At 63.6% G+C, this 17,680-nt stretch carries 14 protein-coding genes; 9 read left to right on the top strand and 5 right to left on the bottom strand.

Going from position 1 to position 17,680, the window contains the following annotated elements; translation table 11 throughout:
* Positions 1–12: 12 nt before the first annotated feature.
* Positions 13–1,083, bottom strand: coding sequence for a glycerophosphodiester phosphodiesterase (locus tag CCOS864_RS06345; RefSeq protein WP_115085540.1), 1,071 nt, complete (start codon positions 1,081–1,083; stop codon positions 13–15).
* A gap of 112 nt (positions 1,084–1,195) precedes the next feature.
* On the opposite strand from CCOS864_RS06345, the gene CCOS864_RS06340 reads away from it, so the two are divergent.
* From CCOS864_RS06340 to CCOS864_RS06315, 6 genes are all read left to right on the top strand, one after another.
* Positions 1,196–2,218, top strand: coding sequence for a DUF4917 family protein (locus tag CCOS864_RS06340; RefSeq protein WP_115085539.1), 1,023 nt, complete (start codon positions 1,196–1,198; stop codon positions 2,216–2,218).
* Between the two features lie 86 nt (positions 2,219–2,304).
* Positions 2,305–2,844, top strand: coding sequence for an RNA polymerase sigma factor (locus CCOS864_RS06335; RefSeq protein ID WP_115085538.1), 540 nt, complete (start codon positions 2,305–2,307; stop codon positions 2,842–2,844).
* A complete protein-coding gene (locus CCOS864_RS06330; protein ID WP_115085537.1) occupies positions 2,841–3,794 on the top strand; it encodes a FecR family protein in 954 nt (317 codons plus the stop codon). The genes CCOS864_RS06335 and CCOS864_RS06330 overlap by 4 nt, the downstream gene beginning before the upstream one ends.
* A 114-nt stretch (positions 3,795–3,908) precedes the next feature.
* Entirely contained in the window at positions 3,909–6,461 is a 2,553-nt protein-coding gene (locus tag CCOS864_RS06325; protein WP_415842481.1) for a TonB-dependent receptor, read from the top strand.
* 95 nt (positions 6,462–6,556) lie between these two features.
* Positions 6,557–7,450, top strand: a complete 894-nt coding sequence (locus tag CCOS864_RS06320; protein WP_115085536.1) for a DMT family transporter — start codon at positions 6,557–6,559, stop codon at positions 7,448–7,450.
* Between the two features lie 229 nt (positions 7,451–7,679).
* Positions 7,680–8,609, top strand: coding sequence for an IS110 family RNA-guided transposase (locus CCOS864_RS06315; protein WP_115084990.1), 930 nt, complete (start codon positions 7,680–7,682; stop codon positions 8,607–8,609).
* A gap of 91 nt (positions 8,610–8,700) precedes the next feature.
* On the opposite strand, the gene CCOS864_RS06310 is transcribed toward CCOS864_RS06315, so the two are convergent.
* The 4 genes from CCOS864_RS06310 to CCOS864_RS06295 form a co-directional block, all read right to left on the bottom strand.
* A complete protein-coding gene (locus tag CCOS864_RS06310; RefSeq protein WP_115085535.1) occupies positions 8,701–9,918 on the bottom strand; it encodes a class I SAM-dependent methyltransferase in 1,218 nt (405 codons plus the stop codon).
* Positions 9,919–10,024: 106 nt separating this feature from the next.
* Positions 10,025–10,642 (bottom strand): TPM domain-containing protein, encoded by a 618-nt coding sequence (locus CCOS864_RS06305; protein WP_115085534.1) that lies wholly within the window; start codon positions 10,640–10,642, stop codon positions 10,025–10,027.
* Between the two features lie 26 nt (positions 10,643–10,668).
* Positions 10,669–11,406 (bottom strand): TPM domain-containing protein, encoded by a 738-nt coding sequence (locus CCOS864_RS06300; protein WP_115085533.1) that lies wholly within the window; start codon positions 11,404–11,406, stop codon positions 10,669–10,671.
* Complete coding sequence (locus CCOS864_RS06295; protein WP_115085532.1) at positions 11,406–12,008, bottom strand: LemA family protein; 603 nt, start codon at positions 12,006–12,008, stop codon at positions 11,406–11,408. The genes CCOS864_RS06300 and CCOS864_RS06295 overlap by 1 nt, the downstream gene beginning before the upstream one ends.
* Positions 12,009–12,183: 175 nt before the next feature.
* Here CCOS864_RS06295 and bglX point away from each other — a divergent pair, with 175 nt between their 5' ends.
* The 3 genes from bglX to CCOS864_RS06280 are packed head-to-tail and all read left to right on the top strand — an operon-like array spanning position 12,184 to position 17,620.
* Complete coding sequence (gene bglX, locus CCOS864_RS06290) at positions 12,184–14,475, top strand: beta-glucosidase BglX (protein ID WP_115085531.1); 2,292 nt, start codon at positions 12,184–12,186, stop codon at positions 14,473–14,475.
* A 59-nt stretch (positions 14,476–14,534) separates the two neighbouring features.
* Entirely contained in the window at positions 14,535–16,292 is a 1,758-nt protein-coding gene (locus CCOS864_RS06285) for an ATP-binding protein (RefSeq protein WP_115085530.1), read from the top strand.
* Positions 16,286–17,620, top strand: a complete 1,335-nt coding sequence (locus tag CCOS864_RS06280) for a sigma-54-dependent transcriptional regulator (protein WP_115085529.1) — start codon at positions 16,286–16,288, stop codon at positions 17,618–17,620. The genes CCOS864_RS06285 and CCOS864_RS06280 overlap by 7 nt, the downstream gene beginning before the upstream one ends.
* Positions 17,621–17,680 lie beyond the last annotated feature (60 nt).

Raw genomic sequence — 17,680 nt, 5'->3', positions numbered from 1 at the left:
TCAGCCAGTCTCTCAGTAGCCGTGAGCGCGCAGGATCTGTGCCTCGCTGTGGGCGCTTGGCCGGGCGAAATAGCGCAGCAGCTGGCCGCTGCGATTGGTGAAGATACCGTCGACGCCAGCGGCCATCACCTTGCGAAAATCTACCGCCTCATCAACCGTGTACACATGCACCAGCAGGCCTTTGTCGTGGCTGAGCTGATTCATCCAGGGCTGCACCAGGTCGGCGTAACTCTGCGCGCCCCCCTCGGCAAGTGCCGCCGACGGCCCGGTGCCAATGGCGCCTGCAGCCTTGGCGTAATCCAGCCAGCGCTCGAATTCGGCCTTGTCCTTGGGTTGCTGGCGGGCATAGAAGGCTGCCTTGTCGCTCTCGCCCGACTCGGCGAAGGTTTGCTGCGCGGCCGGTTCGATACTGCCTTTGCCGATCCACAACAACAGAATCTTGGGCACCTGGGGCATTTGCTGGTGCAGCAGCGCCAGGCTGTTGCGGTCGAAACTCTGCAGCACCACCCGGCCCGGCTGGTCGAGCCAGCCACGGGCCTGCAGGCCTTTCCCCAGATCAGCTTCGATGCCGGGAAACAGGCCTGGCACCTTGGTTTCGATGTACAAGCCAGGCTGGCGCTGCGGGTTCGCCGCGGCGATGTCCATGACTTCATCGAGGGTCTGGATCTGCAGGCCCTTGAAGCTTGCCCGGGCGCGTTCGGGATAGGCCTTGTTGAACCAGCTGCCGACATCCAGCGATTTCAGTTCGGCCAGGGTGAAGGCGCTGACCGGGCTGCTCTGGCGTTCGGGAAAACGCTCGGCAACATCGCTGGTACGCAACAGGTTGTCGTCATGCACGGCAACCAGTATGCCGTCGCTGGAGCGCTGCAAGTCCAGTTCCAGGTAATCTGCGCCCAACTCACGCGCCAACAGGTAGGCCGGTGCCGTGGACTCCGGCGCATCATAAGAAGCACCGCGGTGGGCGATCACCGCCGGGTAAGCAATCCCCTGGGCCCTGGCCAGCTCAGCGCCCTGCCCGGCCTCGGCAAGCCCCGCCATCGGCAACAGCGCCAGGCAACACACACGTCCAATAGCGTTGAACATTTTCAGCCTTCCTTTGGTTCACAGCGAATCCAGCATAGTCGCCAACGCTGATGACAGACCGGTTGCATGCTAAAGTCGCCGGCGATTGCCTGCCCTGCCACAGAGATGCCCGATGCCTCACGCCAACCTCGACGCCAGCCTCAACCACTGGCCAGACCTGAACGCCAGTCACCCGTGCAGCGGCCTGCTGCTGGGCAATGGCGCCAGCCGGGCGCTGTGGCGGCCGTTCAGCTATTTCTCGCTGTTCGAAGAGGCCCAGCGGGTGCGGCACAAACCCCTGAGCCTGACCGACCAGGCGCTGTTCAAGTCGCTGGGCAGCGAGCTGTTCGAGCCGGTGCTCAGTGCCCTGAACACCACGGTGCGGATCAACGCCGCGCTGGCGATCAGCGCGTCGGCACCGCTGAACCGCTACTACGCGATCAAGGAAGCGCTGATCCACGCCATCCGCAGCGTGCACGTCCCCTGGCGCATGCTGCCGAGCCAGACCTTGCAGCTACTCAACCGCGAGCTGGGCACCTACCAGAGCGTCTATTCCAGCAACTACGACCTGATCTGCCACTGGGCCGCCAGCCAGGCTCCGGAAGGCTTCCAGCAGTTGTTCGATGAAGACGGCGACTTCGATATCCGCCGCACCCGCAGCCCGGGCACGCGCTTGCTGTACCTGCACGGCGGCCTGCACCTGCTCAAGCAGCAGGACGGCAGCACCCGCCAGCGCAGTGCCACCGACAGCCAGCTGCTCGATGGCTTTGCCGTCAACACACCGGGCGACGTGCCGCTGTTCGTCAACGAAAGCAGCAGCGCCGACAAGCTCAAGGCCATCCGCAGTTCCGACTACCTCAGCTGGGCCCTCGGCGAACTGGCCGGCCATCGGGATGGCTTGTGCATTTTCGGCCAACACCTGGATGGCACCGACCGGCATTTGCTGGAGGCAATCAAGCTGGCGCGCCCGGCGCACCTGGCCATCGCCATCCGGCCCTTGAGCGACGCCTCGATCATCAGCCAGAAGCAGCACTATGTGCAGCGCTTTGCCGATATGCCTGACCTGCCACTGTACTTTTTCGACGCTTACAGCCACCCGCTGGGAACGCCTGGGCTGGAGATCCCGGTGCCGGTACCGATCCGCAAGCGGCGTTAATGGGCGACAAAAACAGGCATGGTAAATAACAATAATTCTCGATACCATTCGCAACCTTTCTCTCCGGTCCGTCCTGGAAAGCTTGCATGCCGCGCCCCAAACCCGACCCTTTTGCCCACGAAACCTGTCGCGGGTTCTATGCCGATATCCTGCATTTTCTGCGTAAGCGCATGGACAATGCCAACGATGCGGCAGACATGACCCAGGACGTGTTCACCCAGTGGCTGGGCTATCGCGACCGGGCGCGGGTCGAGCAACCGCGGGCGTTCCTGTTCCAGATGGCGCGCAACCTGCTCAGTGACCACTGGCGCCGGCAGAAGGTGCGCCACAGCGTGCTCGACGAAGACGCCCAGGCCAGCGAACAGACACCGGCCGGCACCGCCAGCGACCCGCTGAAGCATGCCCAGCAGCAACAACGCCTGGAACAATTGAAACTTGTCCTCGCTGAACTCTCGCCGCGCCGCCGCGAAGCCCTTATGCTGCACCGCTTCGAAGGTTTGACGCAGGCGCAGATCAGCGCGCGCATGGGCATTTCCGTGAGCATGGTGGAAAAGCACATCGCCGCGGCCCTGCTGCATTGCAAGCAACGCCTGGACAGTGACAACGGCATGGAGCAGCCAGAATGACCCCCACTCCTGAAATCGATAAGCGCAGCATCGATGCCCAGGCGGCCAGCTGGTTTACCCGTAACCGCAACGACAGCTCGCGTGAATCGCGCAAAGCCTTCGCCCAGTGGCTGCAGCACCCCGAGCACGCCCGCGCCTATGCCCAGTTCGAACAACTCTGGGACGACCTGGCCGCGCTCAAGAGCCTGAACAAACCGGTCGTCCTGCCCAGCCGCAAACCGCTGCGCTGGCGCCCGGCACTGGCCGTGGCCGCCGGGCTGGTCTGCGCCGTACTGGCCGCCAACCTCGGCCTGCCGAGCCGCCATCATCAGCAACAGCTGGCCGTACAGAGCGAACACCCACAGCACCTGGCCCTGCCCGATGGCAGCCAGCTGGATGTCAACGCCCGCACCCGCCTGAGCCTGAACTTCGACAACGAGCGCCGGCTGATTCGCCTCGACCAGGGCCAGCTGTACATCGAAGTGGCTGCCGACAAGGAACGCCCGCTGTTCGTCGATGCCGGCAATGCCCGGGTACGGGTGGTCGGCACCGGCTTTGACCTGCGCCGCGGCCAGCAGGAGCTGGTGGTCAGCGTCGCCCACGGTCAGGTGGCCCTGGAAACCCCGGGCGAGAATCGCCCGCCGGTGCTGTTGAGCGCCGGCCAGCGCGCCGTCTATGACCTGGCCCGCGGCAGCCTCAACGTGCAGAACCTGAGCGCTCGGGAGGTGGCCGACTGGCGCAGTGGTCATGTGAGTTTTCGCAACCGCGAACTGGCCAGCCTGATCGACGAACTGGCACTGTACCGCTCGGCACCGGTGCTGCTCGCTGATCCAGCTTTGGGCCGCTACAAGGTCTCCGGCAACCTCGACGTCAACGACCCCGATGCCTTGCTCAATGCCCTGCCGGCGCTGCTGCCGATCAAGGCTGTGAACCTCGCCGACGGCCGAGTGCGGATTGAACGCAAACCGTAAATTGAGAATATTTTTCATTCGCATGTGAGGGTTTTCCGCAGCCCTGCGTCTTCCTCCCGTCTGCGTAATCACTGCAGGCCTTTTCTGGCCTTTGTTGCCGTATTGGGGGGTTTCATCTTGCGTGCGTTTGCTCCTTTCAAGCCGTTGTCTGTTCGTCCTTCACTGCTGGCCGCGTGCCTGGCCCTGAGCCTGCAGGCCCAGGCCGCGCCGCTGCAACTGAACCTGCCGGCGCAGCCGCTGGCGGCGTCGCTGAGCCAGCTGGCGCAGCAGGCCAAGCTGCAGTTGCTGTTTGACGAATCCTTGCTCAACAGCGTCCAGGCCCCAGCCTTGCAAGGTGCTTACGAACCGCTCGAGGCGATCAGCCAGTTGCTGCACAACAGCCGCTTTGCCCTGGTCAAGGTCGGCAATACCTATGTGGTGCGCCTGCGCGAAGACGACGCCACCGCTGACAACAGCATCCAGCTCGGCGCGGTGAGCGTGGTAGGTGACGGTCAGCAGGTCGACCCGAGCACCGTCGGCCGCTCGACCCTGACCCAGGAAGACATCGACCGCTACCAGCCGAGCAACATCCCCAGCGTGCTGGCGACCCTGCCCGGGGTGAACATGGGCGGCTCGGCCAAGCCTGGCGGCCAGACCATCAACATCTGGGGCCTGGGCGACGCCGAAGACGTACCGATGACCGTCGATGGCGCGACCAAGAGCGGCTTCGAGCGCTACCAGCAAGGCACCATCTTCATCGAGCCGGAACTGATCAAGAACATCGAGGTGGAAAAGGGTCCGCACTCGATCTACACCGGCAACGGCGGCTTCGGCGGCAGCGTCAACATGACCACCAAGGACGCCCCCGACCTGCTCCAGGAGGGGCGCAACAGCGGCGCCATGCTCAAGTACGGCTATGCCAGCAACGACCACCAGCAGGTCTACAGCTCGGCGTTGTTCGGCCGCACCGACGATGGCCGCATGGACGCCCTGGTGTACCTGACCAAGCGCGACGGCGACGACATGAAGCTGGCCGGCACCCTGCCCGACCCGGAAGGCCGTTACCCGATCAACCCCCAGCGCCTGCCCAACAGTGCCCTGGACCTGGACGGCGCGCTGCTCAAGGCCAACCTGCACTTCAACGACGAACACAGCCTCGGGTTCTCCTGGTCGCGCTCGGAAAGTGAACGCTGGGCACCGTTCTCCTCCACCGCCTACCCGACGCCGCCGACCCAGTCGGACATCAACCGGTTCGGCTACAAGGATGCCCTCAAACGCTTCCTGGCCAACCGCACGACCACCGACACCACCTGGTCGACCACTTACAAGTACCAGCCGGTGAACAATCCGCTGATCGACCTGCAGGTCAAGTACTCCGAGTCCGACACCAAGCAGACCGACGAGCGTGCTGCCACGGCGTTCTTCCAGCCGTCCACCGGCGGGCGCAAGATGGACACCGAGTACCAGGACCAGATGCTCGACGTGCGCAACACCAGCCTGTTCGCCACCGGCCCGCTGGAGCACGCCTTCACCAGCGGCTTGCAGATCCGTCACCACGACCGTGACACACAGATGTGGATGCCCGGCAAAAGCTACGAGATTCCCAAATACAACAACGGCCATTACCAGCCGTACTTCATGCCCAGCGGCACCGTCGACAGCCAGGGCTATTTCATCCAGGACGCCATCACCCTCGGCGACGTGACCATCACCCCGTCGCTGCGCTACGACCACGTCGCCAACAAGGGCAAGCCGAACCAGGCGCCGTACTACACCGTTGCCGAAAACGGCCACGACTACAGCGAGAAAACCTACACCGGCTGGTCGCCGCGCCTGTCGCTGTTCTGGAAAGCCACCGCCAACACCGCCTTCTTTGCCGACTACAGCAAGACCTGGCGCGCGCCGGTGCTGGATGAACAGTACGAAGTCCAGGGGATCGGCAGCCGCACCGCCAGCAGCCGCAACCTCGACCCGGAACGCATCACCGCCCTGCGCGCCGGTAACGTTACCGACTTTGCCAACGTCTTCACTGCCGACGACAGCATGCAGATCCGCACCACGCTGTTTCGCAATGAAATCAAGGACGAGATCTTCAAGGCCACCGGCATCGGCTGCGAAGCACAGCTGGCCAAGGGCGAAAGCATCTCCGATGCCTGCGGTAAAGGCTTGATGTCCAATTACCGTAACCTCAAGGGCGTGACCATCAAGGGCTTCGAGGTCGAAAGCTTCTACGACTCGACCTACCTGTTCGGTTCGGTGTCCTACTCGTGGATGACCGGCCGCCATGAAGGTGCCTACACCAACCCTTGGGGGCCGGACGTCTGGGCCAAGGACATTCCGGCACCGAAGTGGATCACCACCCTGGGAGTGAAGATCCCCAGCTGGGACGCCAAGGTCGGCTGGCAGGCGCAGTTCGTGCGCAAGACCGACCGCCTGCCGAGCGACAACTACCGCGAAGGCCCGGCCAGTGCCCTGGGTGACCGCTACTACGACCACTATGCCAACGACGACTATCAGCTGCACGGCCTGTTCGCCAACTGGAAGCCGCAGCAGCCTTACCTCAAAGGCACCGAGGTGAACCTGACGGTGGATAACCTGTTCAACAAGGACTACCGCTCCGAGCTCAGCGGCGAATACGCCTACAGCCAGGGCCGGAACGCCAAGGTCAGCATCACCCGCTTCTTCTGAGGCAACTGTACGGATGAACTTGTTAGCAACTGTAACAAGATCATCCGTCCCGCCTGTGGCTCAATGAAGGCACTTCTCTGCCACAGGCGCTCTGTATGTCCAGCCGCGAAAACACCGGGATGGTCCTTGGCCTTCTCGGTGTGATTATTTTCAGCCTGACCCTGCCCATGACCCGCATCGTCGTGCAGGAACTGCACCCTTTGCTCAACGGCCTGGGCCGTGCGTTGCTGGCGGCGATTCCGGCGGCGGCGCTGCTGCTCTGGCGCCGGGAAAAATGGCCGACCTGGACGCAGATCAAAGGCCTGAGCCTGGTGGCGCTGGGGGTGATCCTGGGGTTTCCGGTGTTCTCGGCCTGGGCCATGCAAAGCGTGCCGGCGTCCCACGGTGCGCTGGTCAATGGCCTGCAGCCGTTATGCGTGGCGGTGTACGCCGCCTGGCTGTCCCACGAGCGACCGTCGAAAGCCTTCTGGGCCTGCGCCGCCCTGGGCAGCGCGCTGGTGCTGGCCTACGCGATGATCATGGGCGCCGGGCAGATCCAGGCCGGCGACCTGCTGATGCTGGCGGCGATTGCCGTGGGCGGCCTGGGCTATGCCGAAGGTGGCCGGCTGGCGCGGGAAATGGGCGGCTGGCAGGTGATCTGCTGGGCGCTGGTGCTGTCGGCGCCGCTGTTGCTCGGGCCGGTGGTGTACCTGGCTTTGCAGCATCAGGGACCGGTGAGTGCAAAAGCCTGGTGGGCCTTTGGCTATGTGTCGTTGTTCTCGCAGTTCATCGGCTTCTTTGCCTGGTACGCCGGGCTGGCCCTGGGTGGCATTGCCCGGGTAAGCCAGATTCAGTTGCTGCAGATTTTCTTCACCATCGCCTTTTCGGCGCTGTTCTTTGGCGAACAGGTCGAGCCGATTACCTGGGTGTTTGCCGCCGGGGTGATTGCGACGGTGGTGCTGGGACGCAAGACCCGGGTGCATCCTGCGCCGGTGCGGGGCCTGGGCTGACACTATCACCGGCAACGCCGGCTTGTGTCTTGAGGTAGGAATAGAATCAGAAGTGAGAGCGGTGAATGGCAAGCTGTACGCCGGTAGTGCTTAAAGCACGTGTGGGAGCAAAGCTGCCATTCACCTCTCCACTCTGGCCCGAGCCCGAACAGTTGATTGAGCGCCTCTCGAATCACAAGCGTGGGCCAAGCCAGAGTGCTCTCACAACTGAGTGTAAGAGGGTTCAGCCATGTTGTCTTCTGTTGGAATCGACACTGCCAAAGCCACTTTGGAAATCTGCATCAAACCTCAGAAAATCCGCTTCGAAGTGGCCAACAACTCCGCAGGCTTCGAGGCGTTGCTTGAGCGTCTGAAGGACTTCAAGATCAGTCGAGTGCTGATCGAAGCGACAGGCGGCTACGAGAAAGATGTGTTGATCGCCCTGGCCTCAGCAGGACTGGAAACCATCTGCATCAACCCAGCCCGTGCCCGAAAATTCGCCGATGCCATGGGTAAAAAAGCCAAAACCGACAAGATCGACGCCGAAGTCCTTGCGGACTTCGCTGCACACCTCAGCGCCCCTCAAGGCCAACCGGTCAGCCCTGAACGCGAAGAGCTGCGAGAGCTGGTGAAGCAGCGCGCCCAATTTGTGCAGAGCCGTGATGACGACAAGCGGCGTCGCCAGCAATGTCGCTCGGCAACAGTGATGGCCCACTTCGATGAGCATATAGAGCAGCTGAAAGTGCTGATCAAACGCCTCGACGAAGAAATTGACCAGGCGATGGTGCAACTGGACGATACCAGGGCGAGTCAGTTGTTGGCGGTGAGCGGAATCGGTCGGGTAACCGCCGCAAATCTGCTCGCCTCACTGCCTGAACTGGGGCAGTTGGACCGCCGTCAGATCGCCGCGCTGGTGGGCGTAGCGCCTTACAACAACGATAGCGGTAGCCATCGAGGGCACCGCCAGATATGGGGAGGCCGGGCGCATGTAAGGCGAGTTCTGTACATGTCGAGCTGGATCATCATCCGCCACAACACGGAATTTAAAGCACGCTACGAAGCACTTCGGGCACGTGGCAAGTGCGCCAAGGTGGCACTCGTAGCTTGCATGCGGGTGCTGATCGTCAGGCTGAATGCAATGCTGCGGGACAATACCCCTTGGCGAGAGCAAACAGCCTGATCAAGACAGTTGCTCCCACAGTGGATCTGCGTGCTCCGACCCTGTAGGAGCTGGCTTGCCAGCGATCGAGCGCGCAGCGGTCGCAAAGTCTTCAGGCAGGGATCAAGCCATCGGCCCGCAACAAGGTCTCCAGGCAATGCTCCTTGACCCCATAGAAGTCCTTGAGCTGCTGGATCTTCTCCAGCAACGCTGACGCCTCAACCGGCGCCTGACGCTTGACCGCCAGGATCATCTTGTTCTTGTTGGTGTGCTCCAACGAAATGAACTCGAAGACCTTGGTCTCGTAGCCGCAGGCTTCCAGGTACAACGCGCGCAAGCTGTCAGTGAGCATTTCAGCCTGCTGGCCCAGGTGCAATCCGTACTGCAGCATTGGCTTGAGCAAGCCCGGGCTGTGCAGTTGCGGGCGAATCTGCTTGTGGCAGCACGGCGAGCACATGATGATCGCCGCGCCGCAACGAATACCGGTGTGGATCGCGTAATCAGTGGCGATATCACAGGCATGCAATGCAATCATCACCTCGATGGCGCTGGGCACCACGCTGCGCACATCACCGCATTCGAACACCAGGCCCGGATGCTCCAGACGCGAGGCCGCGGCGTTGCACAGCTCGACCATGTCCGGGCGCAGCTCGACGCCGGTCACCTGCGCCTCGCGCTGCAGGGTATTGCGCAGGTAGTCGTGGATGGCAAAGGTCAGGTAACCCTTGCCCGAACCAAAATCGGCCACTCGCAACGGCTGCTCGGCGGCCAGCGGCGCCGAGTTCAGGGCGTGGGAAAACACTTCGATGAACTTGTTGATCTGCTTCCACTTGCGCGACATGGCCGGGATCAGCGCCTGCTGCTTGTCGGTCACGCCCAGGTCCTGCAGGAACGGCCGGCTCAGTTCCAGGTAGCGCTTCTTCTCCCGGTCGTGCTCACCAGCCGGCGCCTGGCGCTCTTGTTGCACAGCGCTGCGATGGAGCATCGGCTTGCCCTTCTTGCTGAACTCCAGCTGCGCTTCGTCGCTGAGGCTGAGCAGGTGGGCGCTGCGAAACGAGGCCGGAAGCAACTCGGCCACCAGCGCCAGCGCTTCATCGTTGCCCAGGTTGCGGGTGATGTCGCGGGTCTTGTAGCGGTAGACGAACGACACGCAGGCCTGGCCCTTGACCGTCAGCGGCTTGGCAATGATGCGCTGCAGGGTTTCTTCGTTGCCGACATGGCGCGCCAGCACCAGCTTGATCAGGGCGTTCTGTTCCAGGCTGGTGGCGAGCAGGCTCAGAAACTGCGCACGCGCATCCGGCGCGGCCTGGGCGGTGGGGGAATCGGACATCGGGAAAAGGTGCCTCGGGTTGCGGAGGGGGCGCAGGTAGGCGCAGTGCCGGGAATTTTACGTGGATGCGCTTGCCCTGCACAGCATTTGTCGATGGGCGCCGCCGCTAGCCCAGCACCACCAGGCGATTGGGCAACTCGTTGCGCTCGTGGGTCAGCGGCACATGGGTACGCAGCAGTTCGCCGCAAGCCTCGATACAGCTGACAAAGCCCTGCAACGTCTGGCCCTGGCGCACCTGTTCGGTAAAGCGCTTGACGATGACATCCCAGACCTTGTTGTCCAGATGCCGGGATATGCCTTCATCGACGAGGATTTCGACATAGCGCTCGGCCTCGCTGACAAAGATCAGCATGCCGGTGCCGCCCACGGTGTGGTGCAGGTTCTGCTCCAGAAACTGCCGCCGGGCCAGGTTCGCCGCACGCCAGTGGCGCACCGAACGCGGAATCAGGCGGGTGGTCAGCGACGGAATGCGAAACAGCAGACACAAGGCGATGAAGGTCAGCCACTGCACGATCAGCAAGCTGTGCACACTCATCCAGCCGCTGAGGTAATGGACGATGCCCGGCACCACCAGAGCCAGCAGGCTGGCCCACAGCAAGGGGATATAGGCGTAGTCGTCGGCGCGGCTGGCCAGCACCGTGACCAGTTCGGCATCGGTGTGACGCTCGACCCGGGCAATGGCTTCAGCGACCTGGCGCTGCTGTTGTTCAGTAAGCAATGTCATGCGTTGCGCTACTCGTTATTGATCATTTACCAGCCACCCGACGATCCACCACCGCCGAAGCTGCCCCCGCCACCGCTGAAGCCCCCTCCGCCGCCACCGCCACCAAAACCACCGCCGCCGTAGCCACCGCCGAAACCACCCCCCATGCCGCCGCGCCCGCTACCACCAAGGCCCAGGGACTGCAGGGCGAACACCACGACGATCAGCAGGATGAACAGGCCAATGCCCCAGGCCGGCGCACCGTCTTCGGTCTCGCCGCCCAGCGCCCGCGAGGGCTCGGCCAACGGGTTGCCGCCCAGCACCTGGAGAATCGCCGCGGTGCCCTGGACGATGCCCTGGCTGTACTCGCCACGGCGAAACGCCGGGGTGATGATGCGATTGATGATCACCGAGGACTGCGCATCCGTCAGGCGCTCTTCCAGGCCGTAGCCGACTTCGATGCGCAGCTTGCGTTCCTGAGGGGCGACGATCAACAGCGCGCCGTTGTCCTTGCCCTTCTGGCCGATGCCCCAGTGGCGGCCGAGCTGATAGCCGTAGTCTTCGATGCTCTGCCCCTGCAAATCCGCCAGGGTCACCACCACGACCTGCTCGCCAGTACCCTGTTCATGAGCCTTGAGCATGCTGTCGAGCTGGCTGCGGCTGGCACCGTCGAGCAGGCCGGCATTGTCCACCACCCGCCCGCTCAGCGCCGGGAAACTCAACTCGGCACGCAGCGGTGTGGCAAACAGCAGCGCCAGCAGCAGCGCGAGCTTGAACAGACGCATCAGAATTTCACTTCAGGCGCTTTTTCGGCATCGGCGCTGGTGGCCTCGAAGTTTTCCCGGATCGGCAGGTCGCTGTACATCACGCTGTGCCACAGCCGCCCGGGGAAGGTGCGGATCTCGGTGTTGTAGCGCTGCACGGCGGCAATGAAATCCTTGCGCGCGACGGCGATGCGGTTCTCGGTACCTTCAAGCTGCGACTGCAGGGCGAGGAAGTTCTGGTTGGATTTAAGGTCCGGGTAACGCTCGGACACCACCATCAGGCGACTCAGGGCCCCGGTCAGCTGCGACTGGGCCTGCTGGAACTGGCGCAACTTCTCGGGATCGTCCAGGGTGCTGGCATCGACCTGGATCGAGGTCGCCTTGGCCCGGGCTTCTATGACCGCGGTCAGGGTTTCCTGCTCTTGCTTGGCGTAGCCTTTGACCGTTTCGACCAGATTGGGAATCAGGTCGGCGCGGCGCTGGTACTGGTTCTGCACCTGGGCCCAGGCCGCTTTTACCTGCTCGTCATAGTTGGGGATGTTGTTGATCCCGCAACCGGCCAGCAAGCTGGCAAGCATCAGCAGCAGCCACAGTCGTACGCCCTTGAAATGAATTACCTGCATGTTGCTACGCTCCTTGATCGCCGTGATTCACCGGACTTGAGGCATAATCCGTCGTCGCCGCTGGATCGGGATCGCCCAATCAGCTAAAAGATGCCCCAGCAAACTACAACAATAGCCGCTTCCCCAACTTCGGCTGGGCAGTATCGACCTGCCGCAAGCCTTGAGAACAGAATTCATGAACAAGCTGTGTTTGCTGGGTCTGGTTGTCAGCCTGGCCAGTCACTCGGCCTTTGCCGACACCTCTGCCGCCCCGCTGCAGGACAAACAGGCGTTCATCGCCGACCTGATCAAGCAGATGACCCTGGATGAAAAGATCGGCCAGTTGCGCCTGATCAGCATCGGCCCGGAAATGCCCCGTGAAATGATCCGCAAGGAAATCGCCGCCGGGCGCATCGGCGGTACCTTCAACTCGATCACCCGCGCGGAAAACCGGCCGATGCAGGATGCCGCCGCCAAGAGCCGGCTGAAGATCCCGATGTTCTTCGCCTACGACGTGATCCACGGCCACCGCACGATCTTCCCGATCAGCCTGGGCCTGGCCGCCAGCTGGGACATGGACGCAATCGCCAAGGTCGGCCAGGTGTCCGCCCTTGAAGCCGCCTCCGACGGCATCGACATGACCTTCGCGCCGATGGTCGATATCGCCCGCGATCCGCGTTGGGGCCGCACCAGTGAAGGCTTTGGCGAAGACACCTACCTGGTCTCGCGCATTTCCAGAGTGATGGTCGAATCCTTCCAGGGCCAGAGCCCGGCCGAAGCCACCAGCCTGATGGCCGCGGTCAAGCACTTCGCCCTGTACGGCGCAGTGGAAGGCGGCCGCGACTACAACACGGTCGACATGAGCCCGAGCAAGATGTTCAACGACTACCTGCCGCCCTACCGCGCCGCCATCGATGCCGGCGCCGGCGGGGTGATGGTTGCGCTGAACTCGATCAACGGCGTGCCGGCCACCTCCAACACCTGGTTGATGAACGACCTGCTGCGCAAGGACTGGGGCTTCAAGGGCGTGACCGTCAGCGACCACGGCGCGATCACCGAGCTGGTGCGCCACGGCGTTGCCCGCGATGGCCGCGAAGCCGCCAAGCTTGCAATCAAGGCCGGCATCGACCTGAGCATGAACGACTCGCTGTACGGCGAAGAGCTGGCCAGCCTGCTCAAGGCCGGTGAAATCGACCAGGCCGACATCGACAACGCCGTGCGCGAAGTACTCGGTGCCAAGTACGACATGGGCCTGTTCGAAGACCCGTACCGGCGCATCGGCAAGGCCAGCGACGATCCGGCCGACACCTATGCCGACAGCCGCCTGCACCGCGCCGAAGCACGCGACGTGGCCCGCCGCAGCCTGGTCCTGCTGGAAAACCGCCAGCAGACCCTGCCGTTGAAAAAAGCCGGCACCATCGCCCTGGTCGGCCCGCTGGCCGATGCCCCGATCGACATGATGGGCAGTTGGGCCGCCGCCGGCCGCCCGCACCAGTCGATCACCGTGCGCGAAGGCATGCGCCAGGTCCTCGGTGACAAGGCCAAGGTGATCTACGCCAAAGGCTCCAACGTCACCCACGACAAGGCCATCCTCGATTACCTGAACTTCCTCAACTTCGATGCCCCGGAAATCGTCGACGACCCACGCCCTGCCGCAGTGCTGATCGACGAAGCGGTCAAGGCTGCCAAGCAGTCCGACGTGGTCGTGGCCGTGGTTGGCGAGTCTCGTGGCATGTCCCACGAATCCTCCAGCCGCACCACCCTGGAAATCCCGGCGGCCCAGCGCGAGCTGATCAAGGCCCTGAAAGCCACCGGCAAACCGCTGGTGCTGGTGCTGATGAACGGCCGGCCGCTGTCGCTGGCCTGGGAACGCGAGCAGGCCGATGCCATCCTGGAAACCTGGTTCAGCGGCACCGAAGGCGGCAACGCCATTGCCGATGTGCTGTTCGGCGACTACAACCCGTCGGGCAAGCTGGCCATCACCTTCCCGCGCTCGGTCGGGCAGATCCCGATGTACTACAACCACCTGAGCATCGGCCGCCCGTTCACCCCGGGCAAACCAGGCAACTACACCTCGCAGTACTTCGAAGAGCCGAACGGCCCGCTGTACCCCTTCGGCTACGGCCTGAGCTACAGCGACTTCAGCCTCTCGAACCTGAGCCTGTCGAGCAAGACGGTGAAACAGGGCCAGGATCTCGAAGCCAGCATCGTGGTCAAGAACACCGGCAAGCGTGACGGCGAAACCGTGGTGCAGCTGTACCTGCAGGATGTGACCGCGTCCATGAGTCGTCCGGTCAAGGAACTGAAGAACTTCCAGAAAGTCATGCTCAAGGCTGGTGAAGAACGCACCCTGCGCTTCACCATCAAGGCCGACGACCTGAAGTTCTACAACGGCCAGTTGCAATGGGCTGCCGAGCCGGGTGAGTTCCGGGTCCAGGTCGGCCTCGATTCGCAGGCCGTGCAACAACAGAGCTTCGAGCTGCTGTAAAACGTTGCCATGCTCCAAGGGAAGGCCAGGAGGCCTTCCCCACTGCCGGGACTTGCACCATGCCTTCTTCCTTTCGCGCCCTGCGTCTGGGCCTGATTCTGTTCTTCATCCTCGCCGGCACCTTGCTGACCGCGGGCTGGGCCATGCACCACGCCAAGCGCCAGTCGATGGTCGAGGATGCCCGCCGGGCCAGTGAGCAGTTGGGGCTGTATGCCAACTCGCTGCACACCCTGATCGAACGTTACCGCGCCCTGCCGGCGGTGCTGGCCCTCGACCCGGAACTGATCAGCGCCTTGCGCGGCCCGGTTGCAGGCCCGGTGCAGGATGCCCTGAACCGCAAGCTGGAGCGCATCAACGGTGCGGCCAATTCCTCGACCCTCGAGCTGCTCGACCGCACCGGCCTGGCCGTGGCCGCCAGCAACTGGCGCCTGCCCAGCACCTATGTCGGCTCCAACTATGGCTTCCGGCCATATTTCAAACAGACCCGTAGCCAGGGCAGCGGCCGCTTCTATGCGGTGGGTGTGACCAGCGGCGTGCCGGGCTATTTTTTGTCCAGTGCCGTGCAGGATGAAAACAGCCGCTTCCTCGGTGCCATGGTGGTCAAGCTGGAGTTCCCCGAGCTTGAGCGCGAATGGCGCCAGGGCAGCGATATCCTCCTGGTCAGCGACGCCCGCGGGATCATCTTCATCGCCAACCAGGACGGCTGGCGCTACCGCGAACTGCAAGCGCTGACCAGCGCCGACCGCGCGGAACTGGCCGCCACCCGCCAGTACGACAAGCAACCGCTGGTGCCGCTACAGCACCATATCCTCAGCAGCTTTGACGCCAACAGCCACCTGATGCGCGTGCAGGGCCCCGAGGGCAATACCGACTACCTGTGGGAAAGCCTGCCGCTGGAAGCCGAGGGCTGGACCCTGCACCTGCTGCGCAAGCCGCAGGTCAGCGAAGATGGCCGCAACGCCGCGCTGGCTGCCGCTGCGGTCTGGCTGAGCCTGGTGTTCGCCCTGCTGTTCATCAGCCAGCGCCTGCGCCTGGCCCGCCTGCGCCAACGCAGCCGCGAAGAACTCGAACGCCTGGTCGAAGCCCGCACCCGCGACTTGCGCACCGCCCAGGAGGGCCTGGTGCAATCGGCCAAGCTGGCGGCGCTTGGGCAGATGTCGGCGGCGCTGGCCCACGAGATCAACCAGCCGCTGACCACCCAGCGCATGCAGCTGGCAACCCTGCGCCTGCTGCTCGATAACCAACGCCTGGATGAAGCACGCCAGGCCCTGGAGCCGCTGGAGCAGATGCTCACGCGCATGGCGGCCCTCACCGGGCACCTGAAAACCTTCGCCCGCAACAGCCCCAGCGGCCTGCGCGAACGCCTGGACCTGGCCACCGTGGTTGACCAGGCGCTGCAATTGCTCGATGCGCGCATCCGCGCCGAAGACGTCAGCGTCGCCCTGTACCTGGCCCGCCCGGCCTGGGTGCGCGGCGATGCGATACGCCTTGAGCAGGTGCTGATCAACCTGCTGCGCAACGCCCTGGATGCCATGGCCGAAAAGAGCTACAAACGCCTTGAGGTGCGCATCGATGCCGAACGGGACCACTGGCGCCTGAGCGTGCTCGACAGCGGCGGCGGTATTCCCGTCGAGCACCTGGCCAGTGTCTTCGACCCGTTCTTCACCACCAAGCCGGTGGGCGAAGGCTTGGGCCTGGGCCTGGCGATTTCCTATGGCATCATTCACGAAGCCGGCGGCCGCCTGCAGGTCGACAACCAACCCGGCGGCGCCCGTTTCAGCCTGACCTTGCCTATGGACCCGGAACCCGCATGTTGAACTCAGTGATGGTCGTCGACGATGAAGCCAGCATCCGCACAGCCGTGGAGCAATGGCTGAGCCTGTCCGGCTTCAACGTGCAGCTGTTCAGCCGTGCCGAAGACTGCCTGCAGCAACTGCCGGTGCACTTCCCCGGGGTGATCCTCAGTGACGTGCGCATGCCCGGCATGGACGGCCTGCAGTTGCTCGAACAGCTGCAGGCCAGCGATGCCGACCTGCCGGTGATCCTGCTCACCGGCCATGGCGATGTGCCGATGGCGGTCGAGGCCATACGCAATGGCGCCTACGACTTTCTTGAAAAGCCCTTCAGCCCCGAAGCCCTGCTCGGCAGCCTGCGCCGCGCCCTGGAAAAACGCCAGCTGGTGCTGGAGAACCGCCGCCTGCATGAACAGGCCGATTTGAAGGTACGCCTGGAGGCGGATCTGCTGGGCGTGTCCCAGGGCATGCAGCAGTTGCGCAAGCAGGTCCTGGACCTCGCCAGCCTGCCGGTCAACGTGCTGATTCGCGGCGAAACCGGCAGCGGCAAGGAGCAGGTCGCGCGCTGCCTGCATGAGTTTGGCCCGCGCGCCGGCAAGCCCTTTGTCGCTCTCAACTGCGCGGCGATCCCCGAGCAATTGTTCGAGGCCGAGTTGTTCGGCCATGAAAGCGGCGCCTTCACCGGCGCCCAGGGCAAGCGTATCGGCAAACTCGAATATGCCAATGGCGGCACGGTGTTCCTCGATGAAATCGAAAGCATGCCACTGGCCCAGCAGGCCAAGCTGCTGCGCGTGTTGCAGGAGCAGAAGCTCGAACGCCTGGGCGCCAACCAGAGCATCAGCGTCGACCTGCGGATCATCGCCGCGACCAAACCCGACCTGCTCGAAGAAGCCCGGGCCGGCCGCTTTCGCGAAGACCTGGCGTATCGCCTGAACGTCGCCGAATTGCGCCTGGCGCCGTTGCGCGACCGGCGCGAAGACATCCCGCTGCTGTTCAACCACTTTGCCCGCCTGGCCGCCGAGCGCGTTGGCCGTAGCACGCCGGTACTCAGTGGCGCGCACCTGGGCAAGCTGCTCGGTCACGACTGGCCGGGCAACGTTCGTGAACTGGCCAACGCCGCCGAACGTCATGCCCTGGGGCTGGGCGAGCCGGCGGCAGCAGAAATCGAAGCCGGGCAATCGCTGGCCGCCCAGCAGGAAGCCTTCGAAGCCCAGTGCCTGCGCGCCGCCCTCAGCCGCCACAAGGGCGAGATCAAGGCGGTGATGGAAGAGCTGCAACTGCCGCGGCGCACCCTCAACGAAAAAATGCAGCGCCACGGCCTGCTGCGTGAAGATTTTCTCGGCCCTGCTTGATCGACACAGCTGATCGCCATAAGCGGATTTTCGCCTACCCACTCGTTTGGATAGGCGGAT

It is taken from the genome of Pseudomonas wadenswilerensis, assembly GCF_900497695.1.
Lineage (GTDB): Bacteria > Pseudomonadota > Gammaproteobacteria > Pseudomonadales > Pseudomonadaceae > Aquipseudomonas > Aquipseudomonas wadenswilerensis.
The sequence above is the reverse complement of the archived record's forward strand: the minus strand, read 5'-3'. Positions and strand labels throughout refer to the sequence as shown.